The following is a 19,468-nucleotide window of genomic DNA, read 5'->3' on the forward strand; positions in this document are numbered from 1 at the left end:
GAGGAGGCACACCATGCCAGGAGCCACGCACGTCAAAGGGGTCGCCTGCGCGGTGGCGGTGGCCCTCGCGGCGACGGCCTGCGGAGGAGGCGACGGCGGAGGGAGCGGGAGCGGGGACGGCGGGGCGGTGCTCAGCTCCTCCTGGGGCGATCCGCAGAACCCGCTGGAGCCCGCGAACACCAACGAGGTGCAGGGCGGCAAGGTCCTCGACATGATCTTCCGCGGGCTGAAGCGGTACGACCCCGGGACCGGCGAGGCCGAGGACATGCTCGCGGAGAGCATCGAGACCGAGGACTCGCAGACCTTCACCGTCACCGTCAAGGACGGCTGGACCTTCAGCAACGGCGAGAAGGTCACCGCGAGGTCGTTCGTCGACGCCTGGAACTACGGCGCGAGCCTGAAGAACAACCAGCGCAACGCGTACTTCTTCAGCTACATCGACGGCTACGACAAGGTCCACCCCGAGGACGGGAGCAAGCAGACCGCCGAGACGCTGTCGGGGCTGAAGGTCACCGGCGAGCGCACCTTCACCGTGCGGCTCAGCCAGAAGTTCTCCACCTTCCCCGACACCCTCGGCTACCCGGCGTACGCTCCCCTCCCGCGCGCCTTCTTCGAGGACCACGACGCCTGGCTGAGCAAGCCCGTCGGCAACGGCCCGTACACCGTGCAGTCGTACGCCAAGGGCTCCCAGATGTCCCTGCGCGCGTGGGAGGAGTACCCGGGTGAGGACAAGGCGCGAAACGGCGGCGTCGACCTCAAGGTCTACACCGACAACAACACCGCCTACACCGACCTGATGGCCGGCAACCTCGACCTCGTCGACGACGTCCCCGCCTCCCAGCTCAAGAACGTCCGGAACGACCTCGGCGACCGCTACCTCAACACCCCCGCCGGCATCATCCAGACCCTCGCCTTCCCGTACTACGACAAGAGGTGGAACAAGGAGGGCATGGACAAGGTCCGCAAGGGCCTGTCCCGGGCGATCGACCGTACGCAGATCACCGACACCATCTTCCAGAAGACCCGCACCCCCGCCACCGACTGGACGTCCCCGGTCCTCGGCGAGGACGGCGGCTACAAGGAAGGGCTGTGCGGCGAGTGGTGCGAGTACGACGCCGCGGCGGCCAGGAAGCTCGTCGAGGAGGGCGGCGGGCTCCCCGGCGGCCAGGTCAAGATCACCTACAACGCGGACACCGGCTCCCACAAGCAGTGGGTCGACGCCGTCTGCAACTCCATCAACAACGCCCTCGGCAACGACAAGGCCTGCGTCGGCAACCCCGTCGGCACCTTCGCCGACTTCCGCAGCCAGATCACCGACCGCAAGATGTCCGGCCCGTTCCGCGCGGGCTGGCAGATGGACTACCCGCTGATCCAGAACTTCCTCCAGCCGCTCTACTACACCAACGCCTCCTCCAACGACGGCAAGTGGAGCAACAAGAAGTTCGACGACCTGATCGACAAGGCCAACGCGGAGACCGACACCGCCACGGCGGTGCAGACCTTCCAGCAGGCCCAGGAGGTCGTCCGGGACGAGATGGCGGCGATCCCGCTCTGGTACCAGAACGGCAGCGCCGGCTACTCCGAGCGCCTGTCGGACGTGAAGCTCAACCCCTTCAGCGTCCCCGTGTACAACGAGATCAAGGTTGGCTGAGGCGGCGCCATGGGACGCTACGTCCTGCGGCGGCTGCTGCAGATGATCCCGGTATTCGTCGGGGCGACCCTGCTGATCTTCCTCATGGTCAACGTGATGGGCGACCCCATCGCCGGTCTGTGCGGGGACCGGGAGTGCGACCCGGCGACGGCCGCCCAGCTCAGACGGGAGTTCGGCCTCGACAAGCCGGTGTGGCAGCAGTACCTGACCTACATGGGCAACGTCTTCACCGGCGACTTCGGCACCGCCTTCAACGGCCAGCCGGTGACCGAGCTGATGGCGTCCGCGTTCCCCGTCACCATCCGGCTGACCGTCGTCGCCATCCTGTTCGAGATCGTCATCGGCATCACCCTGGGCGTGATCACCGGCCTGCGCCGCGGCCGTCCCGTCGACACCACGGTCCTGCTGGTCACCCTGGTCGTCATCTCGGTGCCGACCTTCGTCACCGGCCTGCTGCTCCAGCTGCTGCTCGGCGTCGAGTGGGGCTGGATCCGGCCGTCCGTCTCCTCCGACGCCCGGTTCGACGAGCTGATCCTGCCCGGACTGGTCCTCGCCTCCGTCTCGCTCGCCTATGTGACGCGGTTGACGCGGACGTCGATCGCGGAGAACAAGCGGTCCGACTACGTCCGCACGGCCATCGCCAAGGGGCTGCCCCGGCGCCGGGTCGTGACCCGGCACCTGCTGCGCAACTCCCTGATCCCCGTGGTCACGTTCATCGGCACCGACATCGGCGCGCTGATGGGCGGCGCGATCGTCACCGAGCGCATCTTCAACATCCACGGCGTCGGCTACCAGCTCTACCAGGGCATCCTGCGCCAGAACACCCAGACCGTCGTCGGCTTCGTGACCGTGCTGGTGCTGGTCTTCCTCGTCGCCAACCTCCTCGTCGACCTGCTGTACGCCGTACTCGACCCGAGGATCCGCTATGTCTGACGCCAGGGAACACGACGGCGCCGTCGCCGGCACCGGCATGGGCGGCCAGATGGACCTCGCCGCGAGCGAGGCGGTCAGCCTGGAGAAGATCCCGTCCGGCCCCGACGGCACGGGTCCCTCCGGCCGGCCGCGCTCGCTGTGGTCCGACGCCTGGCACGACCTGCGCCGCAACCCGGTCTTCCTCATCTCCGCGCTGGTGATCCTGTTCCTCCTGGTCATCGCGCTCTGGCCGTCCCTGATCGCCTCCGGCAGCCCCCTGAAGTGCGACCTGGCCAAGGCGCAGGAGGGCCCCGGCCCCGGCGCCCCCTTCGGCTACGACGGACAGGGCTGCAACGTCTACACGCGCACCGTCCACGGCGCCCGCACCTCCGTCGCGGTCGGCGTCCTCGCCACGCTCGGGGTCGCCGTGCTCGGCAGCGTGCTCGGCGGGCTCGCCGGGTTCTTCGGCGGCATCTGGGACGCCGTCCTGTCCAGGATCACCGACGTCTTCTTCGCCATCCCCGTCGTGCTCGGCGGCCTGGTGCTGCTGTCCGTCGTCACCAGCAACAGCATCTGGCCGGTGATCGGCTTCATGGTGCTGCTCGGCTGGCCGCAGATCTCCCGCATCGCCCGCGGCTCCGTCATCACCGCCAAGCAGCACGACTACGTCCAGGCCGCCCGCGCCCTCGGCTCCTCCAACTCCCGGCTGCTGCTGCGGCACATCGCGCCCAACGCGGTCGCCCCGGTGATCGTCGTGGCCACCATCGCGCTCGGCACCTACATCGCGCTGGAGGCCACCCTGTCGTACCTCGGCGTCGGCCTGAAGCCGCCCAGCGTCTCCTGGGGCATCGACATCTCCGCCGCCTCGCCCTACATCCGCAACGCCCCGCACGCCCTGCTGTGGCCCTCCGGAGCGCTGGCCGTGACCGTGCTGGCGTTCATCATGCTCGGCGACGCGGTGCGCGACGCCCTCGACCCGAAGCTGAGGTGAACCGCCGTGCTGCTCGAAGTGCGCGACCTGCGCGTGGAGTTCCGGACCCGCGACGGCGTCGCCCGGGCCGTCAACGGCGTCGGCTACGCGGTGGACGCCGGTGAGACCCTCGCCGTGCTCGGCGAGTCCGGCTCGGGCAAGTCGGTCACCGCCCAGGCCGTGATGGGCATCCTCGACATGCCGCCCGGGCGGATCACCGGCGGCGAGGTCGTCTTCAAGGGCCGGGACCTGCTGAAGCTCAAGGAGGAGGAGCGGCGAAAGGTGCGCGGCGCCGAGATGGCGATGATCTTCCAGGACGCGCTGTCCGCCCTCAACCCCGTGCTCTCCGTGGGGGACCAGCTCGGCGAGATGTTCACGGTGCACCGGGGCATGTCGAAGAAGGACGCCCGGGCCAAGGCCGTCGAGCTGATGGACCGGGTCCGCATCCCGGCCGCCGGGGAGCGGGTCAGGCAGTACCCGCACCAGTTCTCCGGCGGCATGCGCCAGCGCATCATGATCGCGATGGCGCTGGCCCTGGAACCGGCGCTGATCATCGCCGACGAGCCCACCACCGCCCTCGACGTCACCGTCCAGGCCCAGGTCATGGAGCTGCTCGCCCAGCTGCGGCGGGAGCTGGACATGGGGCTGATCCTCATCACCCACGACCTCGGCGTGGTCGCCGACGTGGCCGACCGGATCGCGGTCATGTACGCGGGCCGGATCGTGGAGTCGGCGCCGGTCCACGACATCTACAAGGCGCCGGCCCACCCCTACACGCGCGGTCTGCTCGACTCCATCCCGCGCCTGGACCAAAAGGGCCACGAGCTCTACGCCATCAAGGGCCTGCCGCCCAGCCTGCTGGACATCCCGCAGGGCTGCGCCTTCCACCCGCGCTGCCCCATGGCCCGTGACGTGTGCCGCACGGACGTGCCCCCGCTGTACCAGGTCACCGACTCGGCCGCGGACCGCACGAGCGCCTGCCACTTCTGGAGGGAGTGCCTGCATGGCTGAGCCGATCCTGGAGGTGGCCGGGCTGGTCAAGCACTACCCGCTCACCCGGGGCGTCCTGTTCCGCAAGCAGATCGGCGCGGTGAAGGCCGTCGACGGCGTCGACTTCACCCTGCACCGGGGCGAGACCCTCGGCATCGTCGGCGAGTCCGGCTGCGGCAAGTCCACGGTCGCGCGGATGCTGGTCAACCTGGAGAAGCCGACGGCCGGGGTGATCAAGTACAAGGGCGAGGACGTCACCCGGCTGTCCGGCAGGGCGCTGAAGGCCGTGCGCCGCAACATCCAGATGGTCTTCCAGGACCCGTACACCTCGCTCAACCCGCGGATGACGGTCGGCGACATCGTCGGGGAGCCGTACGACATCCATCCCGAGGTGGCCCCGAAGGGCGACCGGCGCCGACGGGTGCAGGAGCTGCTCGACGTGGTCGGCCTCAACCCGGAGTACATCAACCGCTATCCCCACCAGTTCTCCGGCGGCCAGCGCCAGCGCATCGGCATCGCCCGGGGCCTCGCCCTGCGCCCCGAGATCATCGTCGCCGACGAGCCGGTCTCCGCCCTCGACGTCTCCGTCCAGGCGCAGGTGATCAACCTGATGGAGCGGCTCCAGAACGAGTTCGAGCTGTCCTACCTGTTCATCGCGCACGACCTGTCGATCGTCCGGCACATCTCGGACCGGGTCGGCGTGATGTACCTCGGCCGGATCGTCGAGACCGGCCGCGACGCCGAGATCTACGACCACCCGACGCACCCCTACACCCAGGCGCTGCTCTCGGCCGTCCCCGTGCCCGACCCGCAGGCCCGGGAGCACCGCGAGCGGATCATCCTCGCCGGGGACGTACCCTCGCCCACCAACATCCCCTCGGGCTGCCGTTTCCGCACCCGCTGCTGGAAGGCGCGGGAGCGCTGCGCCCTGGAGGTCCCGGCGCTGGCCGTGCCCGCGGAGTTCCGGCACACCCCGGGGCCCGCGGCGCACGACTCGGCCTGCCACTTCGCGGAGGAGAAGCAGGTGGTGCCGCCGGAGGAGCACCGGCCGCACCCGCGCAAATGACCACCAAACGCGTTAACACGCAGGCAACTTCACGGAAGCCGCTCCGATATACGGACGCGTCAGTCTGTACAGCGTACGGCCGTGCGGGTGCCGTGAGCGGGCCGGGGTTGCGCCATGTCACCCCGGCCCGCTGCTGTTCCTAGAGGCCCAGCGACCGCCGCAGGAAGTCCAGCTGGAGCAGGAGCAGGTTCTCCGCGACCGTCTCCTGCGGGGTCATGTGGGTCACCCCCGACAGCGGGAGCACCTCGTGCGGGCGGCCGGCGGCCAGGAGGGCCGAGGACAGGCGCAGGGTGTGCGCCACCACCACGTTGTCGTCGGCCAGGCCGTGGACGATCAGCATCGGGCGGTGCGGCTCGGCGGCGGCCACCAGGCCGGAGTCGTCGACGAGCGAGTTGCGGGAGTACACCTCGGGTCGCTCGTCCGGGTGCCCGAGGTAGCGCTCCTGGTAGTGGGTGTCGTACAGCCGCAGATCCGTCACCGGGGCGCCCACCACGCCGGCGTGGAAGACGTCCGGGCGGCGCAGCACCGCGAGCCCGGCCAGATAGCCGCCGAAGGACCAGCCCCGGATCGCGACCCGGCCGAGGTCGAGCGGATGGTCGGCGGCGAGCGCGTGCAGCGCGTCGATCTGGTCCTGGAGGACGACCTCCGCCAGATCGTCCCTGACGGCCTTCTCCCAGGCAGGCGACCGGCCCGGCGTGCCGCGCCCGTCCGCCACGACCACCGCGAACCCCTGGTCGGCGAACCACTGCGAGGTCAGGTGCGCGTTGTGCGCGGCGACCACCCGCTGGCCGTGCGGACCGCCGTAGGGATCGAGCAGAACCGGCAGGGGAGTGTCACCGCGGTAGTCCCGTGGCATAAGCAGGGCGCACGGAATTCGCCGTGCGCCCCCCTCCAGCAGGGTCACCCGGGGCGACATGCCGGGGTCTTCGGCGTACGACCGGACCGTCGCCGCCGGCTCGCCGTCGCGCAGCACCCGCACCAGCGCCCCCGGCCGGTCGAGCGTGGCCGACACCAGCACGGTCACGTCCCCCGCGCGGACCGCCGAGTGCACGCCGGGCTCCTGCGACAGCCGCTCCCAGCCCAGCTCGTTGACCCGGTAGACGTGCACCTCGCCGATCTCCGGATGCTCCGCCTCCTCGCCCGCGGACGCCGAGACCAGCACGTCCTGGTCGGTGACGTCCAGCACCGCACGGATGTGCAACTGGGCTCCGGTCAGCGGCCGTTCGCCCACCGCGAGGACCCGGGCGCCGCCCTCGTCGGCGATCCGCACCAGCTGCCCGGAGGGGGACCAGCAGGGCACTCCGGGGAAAAGTTCCAGCCAAGTTGGATCTTCATCGGCGTGCACCATCCGGGTCGCGCCGGTGTCCGGGTCGACTGCCAGGAACAGCTGGCCGCGCTGGTCCCGCGCCTGTACCAGGAGCAGCGGCGCACCCGCCGCTGACCAGTGCACTCGCGCCAGATACGGATAGCGCGCCCGGTCCCAGGAGACCTCCGTGCGGCCCCCGTCCAGCCCGACCGCGAACAGCCGCACGTCCGCGTTCCCGGTGCCCGCAGCCGGGTAGGCGACATGATGTGGCTCACGTTCCGGATGGGCCGGATCGGAGATCCACCACCGCCGCACCGGCGTGTCGTCCACGCGGGCCACGAGCAGCCGGTCGGACTCGGGGCTCCACCAGAAACCACGCGAACGCCCCATTTCCTCCGCCGCGATGAACTCCGCGAGCCCGTACGTCACCCCCTCGCCGTCCGGTTCGGCCAGCGCCCGGTCACCGTCGCCCTCGGCGCCCACCACGCGCAGCGCGCCGTCCGCGACGTAGGCCACGTGCCGTCCGTCGGGGGAGGGCCGCGGGTCCACCACCGGACCGCGCACCCGCAGCTCCCGCGCCGTGCCGGCCCGCAGCTCGGCCGTGAAAAGCCGCCCCGACAAGGCGAAAGAGGCCAGTTCCACGGCGGCGTCGGTGGCGTAGCCGACGATGCCCGCACCGCCCTCCCGGCTGCGCTCCCGGCGCGCCCGCTCCTGCGGCGGCAGCCGCTCCTCGGCCCCGCCGAGCAGCGCCCGCGGGTCCGCCGCCACCCGCTCCACGGCGTCCGCCGTGTCGAGCACCCACAGGGAGTTCGCCCGGTCCGTGCCCGAAGGGGACCGGAGGAACACGACACGCGCCCCGTCGGGCGACACGGTGAACGAACGCGGCGCGCCGAGCGTGAACCGCTGGGTTCGGGCATGGCGCCTGGGAAAGGACTCAACCTCGGTCGTCATGCCCCGACCATATTGGCCATGCGCCCCCTTGTGTCGCCGTGCGCCGACCGATGCCCTCGTACGGATAGTTATGATCAGTCGCGCAAAGTGGGTAAGAACCGCTTGCCCCTGATGCTGAATCCCCCACGTCCCCTGGGTCCTTGGAGGTGAGCCGCCGTGGCACTCTCGATTTCGGCGGTGGTGCTGCTGGCGATCATCGTCTTCCTTCTGATCAAGAAGTCAGGGCTGAAGGCAGGGCATGCGGTGGTCTGCATGCTGCTGGGCTTCTACCTCGCCTCTTCGACCATCGCTCCGACGATCGACGAGCTGACGACGAACATCGCGGGGATGATCGGAAGCATCAAGTTCTGAGCCGCCGGGGCGGGCCGGGGCCCCGGCCCCTCGTAGGCTTGCCCCATGACGGAACAGCCCGGCCGGCGTCTGCTGCTGGTGCACGCGCACCCGGACGACGAGTCGATCAACAACGGCGCCACCATGGCCAAGTACGCCGCCGAGGGGGCGCGGGTGACGCTGGTCACCTGCACCCTCGGTGAGCGCGGCGAGGTCATCCCGCCCGAGCTCGCCCACCTCTCCGGTCCCGCCCTCGGCGAACACCGCCTGCGCGAACTGGCCGCCGCCATGCGCGAACTGGGCGTCACGGACTTCCGTCAGCTCGGCGGACCCGGCCGCTACGCCGACTCCGGCATGATGGGGCTGGCCGACAACGACGACCCGCACTGCCTGTGGCAGGCCGACGTCGAGGAGGCCGCCGCCCTGCTGGCCGAGGTCATCCGGGAGGTGCGCCCCCAGGTGATGGTCGCCTACGACCCGGACGGCGGCTACGGCCACCCCGACCACATCCAGGCCCACCGCATCGCCATGCGCGCCGCCGAACTGGCCGCCGACGCCGGCTGCCCGGTCGCCAAGGTCTACTGGAACCGCGTCCCCCGCACGGTCGCCGAGGCAGCCTTCGCCCGGCTGCGCGAGGACCTGCCCGGCCTGCCCTTCGCCGCCGCGGCCTCCGTCGGGGACGTGCCGGGCGTGGTCGAGGACGAGCTGATCACCACCGGGATCGACGCCGGCCCGTACTACGCCGCCAAGGTCGCCGCGATGCGCGCGCACGCCACGCAGATCGAGGTCGCCGAGCCGTATTTCGCGCTCTCCAATGAGCTGGCGCAGCCGGTCTTCCGTACCGAGTACTACCAGTTGGTGCGCGGAGAGGGCGGTGGGCGCGGTGACGAGCGGGAGACGGACCTGTTCGCCGGGATCGCGCAGGGCCCGGGGGCCGCAGGGGCCACCGGCGCCTCCGGGACCACGCGGAACGGGGAGGCGTCATGACGACGGACCGCGGCTCGCTGCTCGCCCGGCCCCCGCACCGGCCCTCCGCCGGGCGGATCCTCGCCCATCTCGGGCTGTTCCTGCTGGGACTCGCCGTCGGCGGCGCCGGGGCGCTGGTGCAGTCCGGCTGGTTCCCGGGCGGGCTGCTGCTGGCGCTCGCCGGCGCGGCCGGGACCTTCCTCGGCGGCGCCCGGCTCACCGGCGGCCGGGGCGGGGCGGCGGCGGGCGCCGGGGGCTGGATGCTCTCCGTCATCCTGCTCACCGCCTCCCGTCCCGAGGGCGACTTCCTCTTCGCCGCGGGAGCCGGCTCCTACCTCTTCCTGCTCGGCGGCATCGCCGTGGCTGTGATCTGCGCCACCCTCGGACCGGGGCGGCAACCGGACGGGCCGGCCGTCCGACTTGGCAAGTGACGTACCCGTTCGCCGGTTCGCGCTCGTGCGAGTCCCGTGTGGGTTTCCCCGGCGGTCGTGGGATAAGCGCCGGAAGCGGCCAGTATGGTTGGTGCCGCCGCCGAGCCTCCCCGAGCTCTCCACCTGGCTGGAGCAGGGGGTACCCCCAGCGCAGAGCAAGGCGTTCGAGGGCGGCGGAGCCAACCGGGAGAACCTGCCTTGAGTCGTGAAACAGACAGTCCGTCCTCCGGGCCCAACGGGCGCGGCGGAGCCGCATACCCCTCGGGCACCCCGCCCTACGGCACCTCCGCGGGCGCCGACGGCGGTGCGGGCGCGGGCCGTTCGGCCACGCAGCCGGAGGAGCGCAAGACCGAGACCACGCTGACGACCCGTATCCGGATCAACATCCCCGGATCGCGGCCGATCCCGCCGGTCGTCATGCGCAAGCCCGTGGCGGACGGCGAATCCGCCGACGACACGGGCGCGGAGCCCACGACGCCGGGCGCTGCGGCCCCCGGCGCGGGCGCCGCCGGGTCTCCCGCCGAGCCGGCGGACCTGCCCCGGCGGCCCGTACCGCCCGCACCGTCGGCCCAGGCCGCGGACGCGTCCCAGCCGGGCCGGCCGGCGACGCCGGCGTCCACGTCCGCTCCGGCGTCGGCGTCGGCCGAGGAGAAGACCAGCGACTGGTTCGCGCCCCGCAAGTCCGCCCCGGCCCAGGGCGCCCAGAACGGCACGGCCGCCGCGTCCACGGGCTCCGGCCCGAGCGCGGGCGGAACGGCCGCCGGCGCCCCCGCCCCCGGCGGCGCGCGTCCCGCGGCCGGTCGCCCCGGTGGCGTGGTCGGCGCGATGAGCCTGCCGGGCGGTTCCCGGCCGAGCGGCGTGAACGGCGCGAGCAGCGCCAACGGGACGAGCGGGGCGAACAGGACGAACGGTGCGGGCCTGCCCGGCGCCACGGGCGGCCCGGTCGCTCCCGGGCACGGCGGCGGCACCGGCTCCTTCGACGTGACCGACGCCCTCGCGGCGGCCGAGTCGCGGCGCGAGGACACCCCGTACTTCCCGGAGGAGGGCGAGCCGCGCCCCGGTCTGCCCCGGCGCCCCGCCGGCCCGACCGGCGGCCCGGTCACCGGCGACGGCCCGCTCCCGCCCGGAGGTCCGGCCGCCGGCGACGGCCCGCTCGCCCCGCCCGCTGCCGCCGGGCACCCCGGCCACACCGGCGCGCTCCCGGGCGGCGGCCTCAGCGACGACACCGCGATCCTCACCCCGCAGAAGCCGGCCCCCGAACCGCCGCCCGGCGGCTTCTACGGCCCCGACAACGTCTCCGGCGACACCGTCAGCAGCGGCATCCCCGTGGTGCCCTCCGCCGACCGCCCGGCCCCCTTCGGCCCCGGCGGCGCCTCCGACGGGGTGCTGCCGCACACCCCGCCGAAGCTGCCGGAGCCCGTGCAGCAGAGCGTGCCCGCGGCGGCGCCCCCGAAGAGGAAGAAGGGCCGCAGCAAGCTGGTCCTGCTCGTCGGCGCCGCGATCACCCTGCTCGGCGTCGCCTACGGCGCAGGGCTGCTGATGAACCACTCCGACGTGCCCAAGGGCACCTACGTCCTCGGCGTCGACATCGGCGGCGGCACCCGCGACGACGCCGTCAAGAAGCTGGACGAGGCCCTCGGCGACCGCATCGCCAAGCCGCTGAAGCTGTCCGTGGACGGCGACACGGTCTCCCTCAAGCCGGACCAGGCCGGCCTCCAGTTCGACGTGGACGCCACGGTCGGCGCCGCCGCCAGGAGCGACTACAACCCGGTCTCCGTGATCGGCTCCCTCTTCGGCGAGCAGCGGGTCGTGGAGCCGGTCATGCCGGTGGACGAGGAGAAGCTGCGGTCCGCGCTTCAGACCGCCGCGGGCGGCGCCGGTACGGCGACCGAGGGCACGATCAGGTTCGAGTCCGGCAAGGCGGTCCCCGTCTACGGCAAGCCGGGCAAGGGCATCGCCGTCGACCAGGCCGCCGAGGCCGTCGAGAAGGCGTACCGCACCCAGGTGGAGAAGGGGACCGGCGCGCCGGTGGGCGTGCCGACGACCACCAAGGAGCCGACGGTCGCCAAGGCCGAGGTCGACCGGATGATGAGGGAGTTCGCCGAGCCGGCGATGTCCGACATCGTCACCGTCGAGACGGACCCGGCGCACCGGATCGCGTTCAGCCCCGAGAACTCGCTGTGGAAGTTCCTGCGCGTCCAGGCCGTCGACGGCAAGCTGGTCGACACCTACGACAAGGCCGCGCTCAAGGAGCTGTACGGCAGCACGTTCGACGGCGTCCTCATCACCCGGGCCACGGGCCAGAAGACCCCGGTGACGGTGGAGGACGTGATCGGCGCCCTGCGCCCGGCCCTGACGAGCACCACCAACCGGGTGGCGACGATCGACACGGACCCCAGCTGACGCACGAGGACCGTACGAGGACAGGGCGCCCGGACACGGCCGGGCGCCCTGTCCCGTTGCCGGAGCCTCCTAGTTGAGCCTGGCCCGGGCCGCACGGGCCAGCGCCCGCACCCGTTCGGCGGCCTCCGCGTCCACCGCCCCCACCACCTCGGCGTACGCCTCCAGCTCACCGGCCCCCGCCAGGAACTCGCCCCGCTGCACCAGCAACTGCGCCCGCTCGAACCGCAGCCGCGCCGGATGCGAGGGCAGCAGCAGGGACGACTCCACCGCCCACAGCGCCACGTCGGTCCGCTCGGGCCGCGCCGCCGCCCACGCCCGCACGTTGTTCAGGATGCGCAGCACGACGTCCAGCGGATCCGCCGGCTCCAGCAGCGCGGGGTCCAGCCCGGTCCCCGTCGCCCCCGCCACCAGCAGCTCCGCGTCGTCCCCGGTGAGCACGCGGCCTCCGTCGAACGGGTCGGCCAGCACCTGATCCTCGCGGGGACCGAACCCGACCACGAAGTGCCCCGGCAGCGCCACCCCGTACACCGGCGCGCCCGCCCGCCGGGCGACCTCCGTCCACACCACCGACAGCAGGATCGGCAGCCCTCGCCGCCGCCGGAGCACGGAGTGCAGCAGCGAGGAGTCCAGCCGCTGGTAGTCGCCCGGCGTGCCGTGGAAGCCGTACCGCTCGCCGAGCAGTTCGCGCAGCGCCTCGGCCCAGGCGCGCGGGCCGCCCGGCCGGAACCGCACCTCGCCCGCCAGCCGGTCCAGCTCGACCTGCGCGGCGTCCAGCCCCGCCTCGTCCAGTGCGGCGTCCCCCTGCGCCGCCGCCAGCAGGCACAGGGCGGCCAGATCGGGCCGCTCGGCGCGGGCCTCCTCGGCGAACCGCCGGCGCAGCTCGGCGGCGCGCCCGGGCGGCGGCGGGAAGGGGTCGTTCATGGGGGAGGGGAGCCCTTTCACGGAGACCGGTAGTGGTGGTAGGCGTGGTGCGCGGCGAAGCCCATTCCCGAGTACAGCGCACGCGCCGGCGCGTTGTCCGTCTCGACCTGCAGCCAGGCCGCGGACGCGCCCTCGTCGAGGGCCCGGCGGGCCAGCGCCGCCATGACGGCCGAGGCCAGCCCCCGCCGCCGCAGCGCCGGATCGACCTCCACGGCGGCGAAACCGGCCCACCGCCCGTCCACCACGCACCGCCCGATCGCGGCCGGCCCGCCCTCGCCCGGCACCGTCGCGAACCACACCGACGGCCCCGCCCCCAGCACCCGCAGCGCCACCTCGCTCACGCCCTTGCGCCGATACCGGGACAGCCAGTCGCCGTCCGCCTCCCTGGACAGCGCCACCTCCGGCCCCCGGGCGCGGTCGGCGAGCGGGGCGAGCGCGCCGACCCACAGCTCGGCCGACACCTCGCGCACCCAGCCGCGCTCCTCCAGCTCTGCGCAGAGCAGCTCCTGCGTGCCCTCGGCGCCGGTGGCGGTCTGCACGTACGCCGGCAGGCCGCGCGCGCCGTACCAGCGGCGTACGGCCGTCAGCGCCTCGTCCAGGGGCACGCCGGGGTCGCCGAGCGGGAGGACGGAGTTGGCGCGCCGGGTGAACCCGGCGGCGGCCCGCAGCTCCCAGTCACCCAGACGGGTGCTCTCGACCGGCTGCCAGGCGCGCGCCGCGACCCGAGCCAGCTCCTCGTAGGAGGCGGCCGGCCCTCGGCGGCGGGCCGGGGCGGCGGGCACCGTCTTGCCCGCGACCAGCGAGGACTCCTCGACGGTGACGCGTTCGCCGTCGCGTCGTGTGATCGTCAGCACACCGCGGTCCCATGATGTGAGAACGCCGACCGTGTCGGTGAAAATCTCCCCCGTGCCAGCGGGGGCCAGCAGACGCCGAACGGAGACCCGTTTGCCCACGTCAGCGGTGGTGATACGGACTTCGAGGCGTCCCTTCGCGGATATTTCCACAGGTCGCTTCACCCCTCCTGTTCGGTTCACGCCCAAGAACGGAGATACTAGGGGCGGGCATCGACGACGCCGCGCTCCCGCGCGCCAGGCGGCGGAGCCTACGGAGGCCCGCCAGCGCCCTATCGAGGAGGAACGACAGCGTGACCTACGTCATCGCGCAGCCTTGTGTCGACGTCAAGGACAAGGCGTGCATCGAGGAGTGCCCGGTCGACTGCATCTACGAGGGCCAGCGGTCCTTGTACATCCACCCGGACGAATGCGTCGACTGCGGTGCCTGTGAGCCGGTCTGCCCGGTCGAGGCGATCTTCTACGAGGACGACGTCCCGGAGGAGTGGAAGGACTACTACAAGGCCAATGTCGAGTTCTTCGACGAGCTGGGCTCCCCCGGTGGCGCCAGCAAGCTCGGGCTGATCGAGCGCGACCACCCGTTCGTCGCCGCGCTCCCGCCGCAGGCGGCCGAGTAATCACGTAATCGGCCCGCCCCTGCCGTGCCGCCTCGGTCCCGTACGGCCCCGCGCCGTGCGGGACCGAGGCGTTCCCCTGTGAGCCCGCGGGGCGCCGCACCGTACGAAAGTGAGCCAGTAACCGTGTCCGCAGTCTCCGACCGCCTGCCCGCCTTCCCGTGGGACAAGCTCGCGCCGTACAAGCAGACGGCCGCGGCGCACCCGGACGGCATCGTCGACCTGTCCGTCGGCACCCCGGTCGACCCGGTGCCGGAGCCGATCCGGAAAGCGCTGGTCGACGCCGCGGACTCGCCGGGCTATCCGACGGTGTGGGGCACGCCCGCGCTGCGCGACGCGATCACCGGCTGGCTGGAGCGCCGGCTGGGCGCCCGTGAGGTCACCCACCGGCATGTGCTGCCGATCGTCGGCTCCAAGGAGCTGGTCGCCTGGCTCCCGACCCAGCTCGGGCTCGGCCCCGGCGACACGGTGGCCTACCCGCGGCTGGCCTACCCGACGTACGAGGTGGGCGCCCGGCTCGCCCGCGCCGACCACCAGGCGTACGACGACCCGACCGCCCTCGACCCGGCGAACCTGCGGCTGCTCTGGCTCAACTCGCCCTCCAACCCGACCGGCCGGGTGCTCGGCAAGGACGAGCTGACGCGTGTCGTGGCCTGGGCCCGCGAGCACGGGGTGCTGGTCTTCTCCGACGAGTGCTACCTGGAGCTGGGCTGGGAGGCCGACCCGGTCTCGGTGCTCCACCCCGACGTCAACGGCGGCTCCTACGAGGGCATCGTCGCCGTGCACTCGCTGTCCAAGCGGTCCAACCTCGCCGGCTACCGCGCCGCGTTCCTCGCGGGCGACCCGGCGGTCCTCGGCCCGCTGCTGGAGATCCGCAAGCACGGCGGCATGATGACGTCGGCCCCGACGCAGGCGGCGGCCGCCGCGGCCCTCGCCGACGACGAGCACGTCCGCGTCCAGCGCGAGCGCTACGCCGCCCGCCGCGCGATCCTGCGGGAGGCGCTGGTCGGACACGGCTTCCGCATCGAGCACAGCGAGGCCAGCCTGTACCTGTGGGCCACCCGCGAGGAGTCCTGCTGGGACACCGTCGCCCACCTCGCCGGACTGGGCATCCTGGTCGCCCCGGGCGACTTCTACGGTCCGGCGGGCGAGCGCTTCGTCCGGGTCGCCTTCACGGCCACCGACGAGCGCGTACGGGCGGCCGCCGAGCGCCTGGCCGCGGCCCGGTAGGCGTCCGGGACGTTCACGCACGACGGCGGGGTCCAGGGAACTCCCTGGACCCCGCCGTCGTGCTCGGGGGTGCGGCGGCGTCAGCTCAGCGGCAGGCCCTGGCCCGCCGGCAGGCCGCCCTTGGCCAGGCCGTCCGTGGGCAGCGAGCCCTTGGCCGCCGTGGAGGCGGTGTCGCCGACGACGTCCCCGGCCGAGGCCGCGACGTCGCCCGCCGCCCGCTGCACCGCCGGAGCCGCCTTCTTCACGGCCTGGCCGCCGGTCTTGCCCGCGGCCGGCACCGCCTTCTTGACCGTCTTGCCGCCGGCGTCGCCGACCGTCTTCGTGGTCTTCTGGGCCGCGCCGTCGACGGCCTCGCCGACGTGCGCGCCGTCCACCGCGGTCAGCCCGCCGAGGTTCGGGGCGGCGGGCAGCTCGGGCGCCGCGCTGGCGGAGCCGGCCGCACCGACCCCGGCTGCCGCTCCCGCGGCGACGAGCAGCGCGGCACGGGCGATCCGGCGGGTCAGAGGCAGGGACATGATGCTCCTTTGACGGAAGAGAACGGTGAACTGTCCGGTGTTTCCCGGCGGTTGGCGACTTCCGCCGACCGGGCCCGGACGCAGTGACTACCGCTCGAAGCCTCCGAAGGTTGCGGCGGCCCACCGTAAAGAGTTGGCAATGCGTCGCATAATCGGCTGTGAAGGAAACGGGATGAAAGGGACCCGGTCCTAAAGTCTGCTGAATCCTTACGGCCCTTGCCGCCCAAGGGGTCCGGCGTGCCTGGGGGTGAAGGCGCGAAAACCTGAACCCACCGGCCGCGACAAGGGCCTGCGTAACCCCTGCGGGTGAAGCGTCGTACTACTGCGCGGTGACGATGCGGACCGCCGCCTCCGCGGCCCCGTCCGCCCCGTCGCCGCCCTTGGCGTCCTCCGCGACCGGCCGCCACTGGCTGTCGGTGCGGCCCGCGATCCACTCCCGGCCCGCGTACGAGACCCGCTCGATGCGCAGCGCCGAGGCGTTGGCCACCGCCCAGTGGGCGAACTGCCAGCCGCGCTCCCCGGCGTCCCGCCCGTCCCGGCCGGCGCCCTCCACGGGCACGGTCACCGTGCGCCCGCTGGTCTCGGCCTCCGGGACGCTCGCCGTCGGGGCGGGCGCGGGCGCGGGGGAGGCCGCGGCGGCGTCCGGCACGGCCGAGCCGGCCTGCTGCACCGCGTCCCGCCCGAAGTCGCGCAGCAGCGCGTCGCGCACCGCGTCCGGACCGGCGGCCCGCACGGCGTCCGGCCGGCCGGCGCAGGTGAGCGTCCCGCCGGCCCGCCCGGTCAGCGCGGCGGCGAGCAGCGCGGCATCGGGCTCGTGCTTGGCGTACGCCTCCGGGAAACCGCTGCGCTGCACCCGCTGGGCGGCGACGGTGAGCGGCAGCTCGGTGTAGTCCGGCACCTCGACGAGGTGGTCGTAGAACATGCCCGCCGAGTAGATCGGGTCCATGATCTGGCGCTCGGTGCCCCAGCCCTGGGAGGGCCGCTGCTGGAAGAGGCCGAGGGAGTCGCGGTCGCCGTGGTCGATGTTGCGCAGGGCGGACTCCTGGAGCGCGGTCGCGAGCGCGATCGTCACCGCCCGCTCGGGCAGGCCCCGCGCGGTGCCGACGGCGGTGATCGTCGCCGCGTTCACCGCCTGCTCGGGCGAGAACTCGTACGTCTCCCCGTCGCCGTCGGCCGCGACGACCCTGCATCCCGGACCGCCCGCGCCTCCGGTGACGTACTGCACCGCGAGGTAGGCCGCGACGGCGAGCAGGACCACGAGGGCCGCCCCGGTGCGCAGGAGGCGGCCGCGACGCCGGGACGTGCTGGGGGTGGGGGACGGCTCTGGCATCCCAACAAGGTACTGGAGAGTACGGGCGGTTCCGTGCAGGGTACGGACCGTGTGCGCGGGGGCGGACGCTAGGGTCGGGGGCATGGCCGATACCCCGCTTGACCTCACGCTGGATGCCGCGCGGCTGACCGCTCGGCTCGTCGACATCCCCTCGGAGAGCGGCGCCGAGAAGCCCCTCGCGGACGCCGTCGAGGCCGCCCTGCGCACCCTGCCGCACCTGACGGTCGACCGCTTCGGCAACAACGTGATCGCCCGGACCGATCTGGGCCGCGAGCAGCGCGTGATCCTCGCGGGGCACATCGACACCGTGCCCATCGCCGACAACGTGCCCTCCCGGCTCGACGACGAGGGCGTGCTGTGGGGCTGCGGCACCTGCGACATGAAGGCCGGCGTGGCCGTGCAGCTGCGCATCGCGGCCACCGTCCCGGCCCCCAACCGCGACCTGACCTTCGTCTTCTACGACAACGAGGAGGTCGCCGCCGAGCTCAACGGTCTGCGGCACGTCGCCGAGGCGCACCCCGAGTGGCTGCGCGGCGACTTCGCGGTGCTGCTGGAACCGTCCGACGGCGAGGTCGAGGGCGGCTGCCAGGGCACGCTGCGGGTGCTGCTGAAGACCAAGGGGGAGCGGGCGCACTCCGCGCGCGGCTGGATGGGGTCCAACGCCATCCACGCGGCCGCCCCGATCCTGGCCCGCCTCGCCTCCTACGAGCCGCGCCGGCCGGTCATCGACGGGCTGGAGTACCGCGAGGGCCTCAACGCGGTCGGGATCTCCGGCGGCGTCGCCGGGAACGTCATCCCCGACGAGTGCGTGGTGTCGGTCAACTTCCGCTACGCGCCCGACCGCACCGAACAGGAGGCGATCGACCACGTCCGCGAGGTGTTCGCGGACTGCGGGGTCGAGGAGTTCGTGGTCGACGACCACAGCGGCGGGGCCCTGCCCGGGCTGTCCCACCCGGCCGCGGCGGCCTTCATCGAGGCGGTCGGCGGCACCCCGCAGCCCAAGTTCGGCTGGACGGACGTCTCCCGCTTCAGCGCCCTCGGCATCCCCGCCGTCAACTACGGTCCCGGCAATCCCCACTTGGCGCACAAGCGGGACGAAAGGGTGGACACCGCGAAGATCCTCGCGGGGGAGGAGCGGCTGCGGGCCTGGCTGACGGCGTGATCGCGTTTACGCCGGCGCACGGCGGACATGCTGAGGTCCCCCGTACGTAACCCGCGTAGATCTAGGCTGAGGTGGAACCACCTGCAGACGGAGGGAGCGCACATGGCTACCGGCAACCCCGAGGGCAAGAAGAGGCCGCCGGAGGAACAGCGCCTGGGCCCAATCCTCCGCAGGCGGGACCAGGTGCAGTCGAGCACCACCGACCAGCGGCTGCTGGACGAGCGCGCGCCCACCGACTGGGTCCACACCGACCCCTGGCGGGTGCTGCGCATCCAGTCGGAGTTCATCGAGGGCTTCGGAACCCTCGCCGAACTCCCGCCGGCCATCAGCGTCTTCGGCTCGGCCCGCACCCCCGCCGGCTCCCCGGAGTACGAGGCGGGCGTGCGGCTCGGCCGAGGGCTGGTCGAGGCGGGCTTCGCGGTGATCACCGGCGGCGGCCCCGGGGCCATGGAGGCGGCCAACAAGGGCGCCTGCGAGGCCAAGGGCATCTCGGTCGGCCTCGGCATCGAGCTGCCCTTCGAGCAGGGGCTGAACCCCTACGTCGACATCGGCCTCAACTTCCGGTACTTCTTCGTCCGGAAGATGATGTTCGTCAAGTACGCGCAGGGCTTCGTGGTCCTGCCGGGCGGCCTCGGCACCCTCGACGAGCTGTTCGAGGCGCTCACCCTGGTGCAGACCCAGAAGGTCACCCGCTTCCCCATCGTGCTGTTCGGCACGGAGTACTGGGGCGGGCTGGTCGACTGGCTGCGCGGCACGGTCATCGCCCAGGGCAAGGCGGCCGAGAAGGACCTCCTCCTCTTCCACGTCACCGACGACGTGGACGAGGCGGTGGCCCTGGTCTCCAAGGAGGCGGGGCGATAGCGCCCCGC

18 protein-coding genes are annotated in these 19,468 nt (G+C 72.8%); 13 read left to right on the plus strand and 5 right to left on the minus strand.

Annotated elements, in window-relative coordinates; all coding sequences use genetic code 11:
• Window positions 1-13: 13 nt before the first annotated feature.
• Genes ACZ6KF_RS08945 through ACZ6KF_RS08965 form a run of 5 tightly spaced genes read left to right on the plus strand, consistent with a single transcriptional unit; the run spans window position 14 to window position 5,589 of the window.
• Entirely contained in the window at window positions 14-1,651 is a 1,638-nt protein-coding gene (locus ACZ6KF_RS08945) for a peptide ABC transporter substrate-binding protein (RefSeq protein ID WP_356626370.1), read from the plus strand.
• Between the two features lie 9 nt (window positions 1,652-1,660).
• Window positions 1,661-2,584, plus strand: a complete 924-nt coding sequence (locus tag ACZ6KF_RS08950; protein WP_356626372.1) for an ABC transporter permease — start codon at window positions 1,661-1,663, stop codon at window positions 2,582-2,584.
• Window positions 2,577-3,554 carry an ABC transporter permease gene (locus tag ACZ6KF_RS08955; protein ID WP_356626373.1) on the plus strand — a complete coding sequence of 326 codons (978 nt, stop codon included), beginning with the start codon at window positions 2,577-2,579 and terminating at the stop codon, window positions 3,552-3,554. The genes ACZ6KF_RS08950 and ACZ6KF_RS08955 overlap by 8 nt, the downstream gene beginning before the upstream one ends.
• Window positions 3,555-3,560: 6 nt before the next feature.
• Window positions 3,561-4,544, plus strand: a complete 984-nt coding sequence (locus ACZ6KF_RS08960) for an ABC transporter ATP-binding protein (protein WP_356626375.1) — start codon at window positions 3,561-3,563, stop codon at window positions 4,542-4,544.
• Complete coding sequence (locus tag ACZ6KF_RS08965) at window positions 4,537-5,589, plus strand: ABC transporter ATP-binding protein (RefSeq protein WP_356626377.1); 1,053 nt, start codon at window positions 4,537-4,539, stop codon at window positions 5,587-5,589. Before ACZ6KF_RS08960 ends, ACZ6KF_RS08965 begins: the two co-directional genes overlap by 8 nt.
• A gap of 139 nt (window positions 5,590-5,728) precedes the next feature.
• Here the strand turns inward: ACZ6KF_RS08965 and ACZ6KF_RS08970 are convergent, their stop codons facing one another.
• Window positions 5,729-7,846 (minus strand): S9 family peptidase, encoded by a 2,118-nt coding sequence (locus ACZ6KF_RS08970; RefSeq protein WP_469176038.1) that lies wholly within the window; start codon window positions 7,844-7,846, stop codon window positions 5,729-5,731.
• Between the two features lie 156 nt (window positions 7,847-8,002).
• Between ACZ6KF_RS08970 and ACZ6KF_RS08975 the strand changes: the two genes are divergently transcribed.
• From ACZ6KF_RS08975 to ACZ6KF_RS08990, 4 genes are all read left to right on the plus strand, one after another.
• Complete coding sequence (locus ACZ6KF_RS08975) at window positions 8,003-8,197, plus strand: hypothetical protein (RefSeq protein ID WP_356626380.1); 195 nt, start codon at window positions 8,003-8,005, stop codon at window positions 8,195-8,197.
• A gap of 45 nt (window positions 8,198-8,242) precedes the next feature.
• The gene (gene mshB / locus ACZ6KF_RS08980) at window positions 8,243-9,163 is read left to right on the plus strand and encodes an N-acetyl-1-D-myo-inositol-2-amino-2-deoxy-alpha-D-glucopyranoside deacetylase (RefSeq protein ID WP_469237831.1); all 921 of its coding nucleotides are present in this window, start codon (window positions 8,243-8,245) and stop codon (window positions 9,161-9,163) included.
• Window positions 9,160-9,573 carry a DUF6113 family protein gene (locus tag ACZ6KF_RS08985; RefSeq protein ID WP_356626383.1) on the plus strand — a complete coding sequence of 138 codons (414 nt, stop codon included), beginning with the start codon at window positions 9,160-9,162 and terminating at the stop codon, window positions 9,571-9,573. The genes mshB and ACZ6KF_RS08985 overlap by 4 nt, the downstream gene beginning before the upstream one ends.
• Window positions 9,574-9,771: 198 nt before the next feature.
• Window positions 9,772-11,976: a hypothetical protein gene (locus ACZ6KF_RS08990; RefSeq protein WP_469237834.1), complete on the plus strand. Its 2,205-nt coding sequence runs from the start codon at window positions 9,772-9,774 to the stop codon at window positions 11,974-11,976.
• A gap of 69 nt (window positions 11,977-12,045) precedes the next feature.
• On the opposite strand, the gene ACZ6KF_RS08995 is transcribed toward ACZ6KF_RS08990, so the two are convergent.
• Both ACZ6KF_RS08995 and ACZ6KF_RS09000 read right to left on the minus strand, forming a co-directional pair.
• A complete protein-coding gene (locus tag ACZ6KF_RS08995) occupies window positions 12,046-12,897 on the minus strand; it encodes a transglutaminase-like and tetratricopeptide repeat-containing protein (protein WP_469237836.1) in 852 nt (283 codons plus the stop codon).
• Window positions 12,898-12,914: 17 nt separating this feature from the next.
• Window positions 12,915-13,901 (minus strand): GNAT family N-acetyltransferase, encoded by a 987-nt coding sequence (locus tag ACZ6KF_RS09000; RefSeq protein WP_469176299.1) that lies wholly within the window; start codon window positions 13,899-13,901, stop codon window positions 12,915-12,917.
• 140 nt (window positions 13,902-14,041) lie between these two features.
• Here ACZ6KF_RS09000 and fdxA point away from each other — a divergent pair, with 140 nt between their 5' ends.
• Together fdxA and ACZ6KF_RS09010 are read left to right on the plus strand one after the other, a co-directional pair.
• The gene (gene fdxA / locus ACZ6KF_RS09005; protein WP_356626389.1) at window positions 14,042-14,365 is read left to right on the plus strand and encodes a ferredoxin; all 324 of its coding nucleotides are present in this window, start codon (window positions 14,042-14,044) and stop codon (window positions 14,363-14,365) included.
• Between the two features lie 123 nt (window positions 14,366-14,488).
• The gene (locus ACZ6KF_RS09010) at window positions 14,489-15,592 is read left to right on the plus strand and encodes a bifunctional succinyldiaminopimelate transaminase/glutamate-prephenate aminotransferase (protein ID WP_356626391.1); all 1,104 of its coding nucleotides are present in this window, start codon (window positions 14,489-14,491) and stop codon (window positions 15,590-15,592) included.
• 80 nt (window positions 15,593-15,672) lie between these two features.
• On the opposite strand, the gene ACZ6KF_RS09015 is transcribed toward ACZ6KF_RS09010, so the two are convergent.
• Both ACZ6KF_RS09015 and ACZ6KF_RS09020 read right to left on the minus strand, forming a co-directional pair.
• A complete protein-coding gene (locus ACZ6KF_RS09015) occupies window positions 15,673-16,107 on the minus strand; it encodes an ATP-binding protein (RefSeq protein WP_356626393.1) in 435 nt (144 codons plus the stop codon).
• Between the two features lie 319 nt (window positions 16,108-16,426).
• Window positions 16,427-17,437 carry a heavy metal transporter gene (locus ACZ6KF_RS09020; protein ID WP_469157402.1) on the minus strand — a complete coding sequence of 337 codons (1,011 nt, stop codon included), beginning with the start codon at window positions 17,435-17,437 and terminating at the stop codon, window positions 16,427-16,429.
• Window positions 17,438-17,519: 82 nt separating this feature from the next.
• Between ACZ6KF_RS09020 and dapE the strand changes: the two genes are divergently transcribed.
• Together dapE and ACZ6KF_RS09030 are read left to right on the plus strand one after the other, a co-directional pair.
• Window positions 17,520-18,599 (plus strand): succinyl-diaminopimelate desuccinylase, encoded by a 1,080-nt coding sequence (gene dapE, locus ACZ6KF_RS09025; RefSeq protein WP_356626396.1) that lies wholly within the window; start codon window positions 17,520-17,522, stop codon window positions 18,597-18,599.
• Window positions 18,600-18,701: 102 nt separating this feature from the next.
• Window positions 18,702-19,460, plus strand: coding sequence for an LOG family protein (locus ACZ6KF_RS09030; protein ID WP_469237838.1), 759 nt, complete (start codon window positions 18,702-18,704; stop codon window positions 19,458-19,460).
• Window positions 19,461-19,468 lie beyond the last annotated feature (8 nt).

The sequence above is a fragment of the Streptomyces sp. NPDC046379 genome (genome assembly GCF_055587785.1).

Bases quoted from the DNA above. Each gene is read 5' to 3' on its own strand.
- ACZ6KF_RS08945 (WP_356626370.1), top strand. From the start codon at position 14: ATGCCAGGAGCCACGCACGTCAAAGGGGTCGCCTGCGCGGTGGCGGTG.
- ACZ6KF_RS08950 (WP_356626372.1), top strand. From the start codon at position 1,661: ATGGGACGCTACGTCCTGCGGCGGCTGCTGCAGATGATCCCGGTATTC.
- ACZ6KF_RS08955 (WP_356626373.1), top strand. From the start codon at position 2,577: ATGTCTGACGCCAGGGAACACGACGGCGCCGTCGCCGGCACCGGCATG.
- ACZ6KF_RS08965 (WP_356626377.1), top strand. From the start codon at position 4,537: ATGGCTGAGCCGATCCTGGAGGTGGCCGGGCTGGTCAAGCACTACCCG.
- ACZ6KF_RS08970 (WP_469176038.1), bottom strand. From the start codon at position 7,846: ATGACGACCGAGGTTGAGTCCTTTCCCAGGCGCCATGCCCGAACCCAG.
- mshB (WP_469237831.1), top strand. From the start codon at position 8,243: ATGACGGAACAGCCCGGCCGGCGTCTGCTGCTGGTGCACGCGCACCCG.
- ACZ6KF_RS08985 (WP_356626383.1), top strand. From the start codon at position 9,160: ATGACGACGGACCGCGGCTCGCTGCTCGCCCGGCCCCCGCACCGGCCC.
- ACZ6KF_RS08995 (WP_469237836.1), bottom strand. From the start codon at position 12,897: ATGAACGACCCCTTCCCGCCGCCGCCCGGGCGCGCCGCCGAGCTGCGC.
- ACZ6KF_RS09015 (WP_356626393.1), bottom strand. From the start codon at position 16,107: ATGTCCCTGCCTCTGACCCGCCGGATCGCCCGTGCCGCGCTGCTCGTC.
- ACZ6KF_RS09020 (WP_469157402.1), bottom strand. From the start codon at position 17,437: ATGCCAGAGCCGTCCCCCACCCCCAGCACGTCCCGGCGTCGCGGCCGC.
- dapE (WP_356626396.1), top strand. From the start codon at position 17,520: ATGGCCGATACCCCGCTTGACCTCACGCTGGATGCCGCGCGGCTGACC.
- ACZ6KF_RS09030 (WP_469237838.1), top strand. From the start codon at position 18,702: ATGGCTACCGGCAACCCCGAGGGCAAGAAGAGGCCGCCGGAGGAACAG.